1 protein-coding gene and 1 pseudogene are annotated in these 3,463 nt (G+C 62.8%); both read right to left on the minus strand.

The genetic code is table 11. From position 1 onward, the window contains the following. Positions 1-2,111, minus strand: a 2,111-nt coding sequence (locus EOA36_RS30980) for a cadherin repeat domain-containing protein (RefSeq protein WP_189553445.1), incomplete at its 3' end; no start/stop codon positions are given. 200 nt (positions 2,112-2,311) lie between these two features. Further along, positions 2,312-3,463 (minus strand): annotated as a pseudogene (locus tag EOA36_RS30985) (RTX toxin); the annotation flags it as partial.

Here is a 3,463-nt window from a genome sequence, read left to right on the forward strand (position 1 = left end):
GTGCCGCTGACCAAAAATGCCATGTCGTTGAGCGCGGCCCAGCCCGAGCGGTTGACGATCTCCTGCACGATCGCCGAGAGGTCAGGCGTGCGCTCGGCAGCGCCATGCTCGCCCACAATGGTCCACGGGTCCGGCGTCCAGGCCGTGGATGCGGCCGTCCTGGGAAGCGAGGACACGTTGAAGTTGGCGGTGGTGAAAGGACTGGCGTCGTCGACCTTATCGCCCTGGATGAGCAGCGAAGTCGCGCCGGTCTTCACCTCGTTGGCCTGGAACTGGATGTAGGCGTTGGTGACGATGGCGCCCTGCGGGATGTTGATGCCGGTGAAGCGCATGCCGACCGTCTGGCGGGTGGAGCCGTCATAGCCGAGCTCCAGGTCGGTGACGTTGGTCGAAATCGCCCCGGAGCCCTTCTCTTCGACATCGTCCCCGGCGGTCGTCACCCTTGTCTCGATGATTACAGGCGTGGTGTTGCCCGTCTCGGAGACAGCAACGCTGAAGGCATGGGTATCGGTGCTGCCGTCGGACGAGGTTGCGGTCACGTTGAAGTTGACTGAAGGCTCCGAGGCCGCGTTAAGCGTGCCGGTGCCCGAGCGTGTGATGACGCCGGTGCTGGCGTTGATGGCAAATCGCGGGTCGTCGATGCTGTAGGTGATCGTCGAGCCGGCATCGGGATCCGTCGCCAATGCTGTAATGCCGATCGCCGTGCCGGCGGCGGCGTTCTGGGCAACCTGGTTGGCGGCGGTGTTGGCATCCGGCGGGTTGTTGAACGCCACCGGCTCAGGGCTGTTGAGGACGGCGAGGCTGAAGGCCTGGTTGGCGGTGCTGCCGTCGGACGAGGTTGCCGTCACTGTCAGATTGATCGACGACTGGGTCTCGAAGTCGAGCGTGCCGGTGGCCGAGCGCGTGATGACGCCGCTGCTGGAATTGATGGCGAAGCGCGTGTCATTGATGCTGTAGGTGACGGTCGAGCCCGCGTCGGGATCGGTGGCCGATGCTGTGATCCCGGTGGCTGCCCCCGCCGCGGCGAGTTCGGCGATCTGGTTGGTGGTGGGATCGGCGTCGGGCGGTGCGTTGAAAGCTACTGGATTGCCGGATCCTGGCAGCAGATATTCGATGTGCAGCAGTGGCGCGCTGGCCGGATTGTATTCGTAGGAATCGGCCGTGCGCGTGCCAGTGCCGCTGACCAAAAATGCCATGTCGTTGAGCGCGGCCCAGCCCGAGCGGTTGACGATCTCCTGCACGATCGTCGAAAGGTCAGGCGTGCGCTCGGCCATGTCATGCTCGCCCACAATGGTCCACGGGTCCGGCGTCCAGGCCGTGGAGGCTGTCGTCCTCGGAAGCGCGGACACGTTGAAGCTGACGGCCGTAAAAGGGCTGGCGTCGTCAACATTATCGCCTTGAATGAGCAGCGACGCCGCGCCGGTCTTCACCTCATTGGCCTGGAACTGGATATAGGCGTTGGTGATGATCGCGCCCTTCGGGAGGTCGATGCTGGTGAAGCGGAGGCCGACCGTCTGGCGGGTGCTGCCGTCATAGCCCAGTTCCAGATCGCTGATGTTGCTCGAGATCGTACCGGAGCCCTTCTCCTCGACATCGTCGCCGGCGGTCGCCACCCTTGTCTCGAAGATCGGGTCGATCGCACTAGAGCTGGCGGCGAGAAAGCTGCTGCTGGTGGTGACACTAGCGCCGGTCGAGACCGTGCCGGCGTCAGCGATGGGGGTAGGGGCGGTGAAGGTGACGCCGCTGCCGGCATGGCCCGTTCCCGCAAACTGCCTGAGGCCGGTGTCTTTCGTCGCCACGCTGTCGAGAAAGGTGCTATCCGGATGGATGCCAAGCCCGGCTGCCGCGTCCGCCAGCCCGATCAACTCGCCACCGGTTGCCGTGATCGGGACGGCGCTTTGGCTGTCACTGTGTTTGCCGGTTTCGACGGCGAGGCTGACGCCATCGGATGCCCCGGAAGCCTGCGACACGCCGTCATCGCCATGCACGTGCTCCGCAACCGAGCCGTCATCGAGCGGTTGAAGGCCTTTGAGGAGGGGCGTCGAACCGAGCTCCGTCGCGAGCAGTCCGATTGCATTGCCGCTATCTGGAAGCCGATGTGGTTTGGACATCGCAGAACTCCTTTGCCGCCGTTTTCCGCACTTGGGCCTCGCTAGGCCCTGATATCGACGCCACGGCCAGGTCCGATCCGCGGCGATCGAGGACTCCGGCTGTCAGAGGCGTGTGTGGAGGCGATGTGCTTGCTGGGCATCCGGGCAGGCTGCAGTGAAATGGATCACGACAGGACCTTGAAGCAACGCGTCCTGCCGGATCAGGCGAGCAGCCAACCATTCAATTGGAATTCATAGATCTTGCCGTCATTTTCGGTTGGATATGGGTCATTATCCAGGCCCCGATCCACGATGTACAGGCTCATATGGTGGCTCGGATCGTCGCTGCTCGGCGCCAGCGCTATTCCCGATGGTTTGTGCGCGTGGGCTGCGGAGATATCGAGCGTGCCCAATAACTGCCCGGTACGCGTCACCATTGCTACCGACTTTGTCGACGTAATGATATAAAGGAGGTCGTTGACTTGGTCATACGCAATACTTTCGTCGCCAGGGTTCCCCAGCGCTTGCGCAGAAAAACTCGTCACGATGTCGTCGCCGCCCGTACTCGCGACGCCGTCGAATTTGCCGTTGGGACCCGGTGAGACGGCGTAAATCGTCTGGGTTGAGCCATCCGCGACATACAAGACTTTATGGTTCGGGTCATAGGCGACGCTCTCCGGATCCGAACTGCCGAACGCGGATGTCTTGAAAGAGGTCACCTTATCGTCGGACGTGTTGTAAAGCCCGTCTATACCGGGGTTGAGCTCGTACACGCTCTTCGGGGCAGTGTCGTCCGCGAAGAAGAGATGGTGGTTAGCAGGATTATAAGCCACCCCGGCCGGCTCATCGGAGAACTTGACGGTCGTGAGCGTGCCCGCAAGGGTGCCGTTCAAATTCATCTGGTAGAGATTCTTGCCAGTAAAAAGCGCAGGTATCTCCTCGACTTCGCTGTCGGCAACCAGCAACGTGCCGAGGTGAGAGATATAGACGATATCAGTCGGGTCGGGACTCGGCGGCGACCACTGCGAAGTCAGGATTGTGTGTGACAAGGTCACCGACGTCGGCAGCTGGTGGGCCGTGACGTTGACGTTGAAGGCATGGGTATCGATGCTGCCATCGGACGAGGTCGCCGTGACGGTGAGGGCGACCGACGGCTCGGACTGGGCGTTGAGCGTGCCGGTACTCGAGCGTGTGATGACGCCGGTGCTGGCGTTGATGGCAAAGCGCGAGTCGTCGATGCTGTAGGTGATCGTCGAGCCGGCATCGGGATCCGTCGCCGAGGCGGTGATCCCGACCGCCGTGCCGGCGGCGGCGCTCTGGGCGATCTGGTTGGCGGCAGCGTTAGCGTCGGCCAGGGTGTTGAAAGCGACCGG

Origin of the sequence: Mesorhizobium sp. M8A.F.Ca.ET.021.01.1.1 (assembly GCF_003998025.1) — a bacterium.
Classification (GTDB): Bacteria; Pseudomonadota; Alphaproteobacteria; order Rhizobiales; family Rhizobiaceae; genus Mesorhizobium.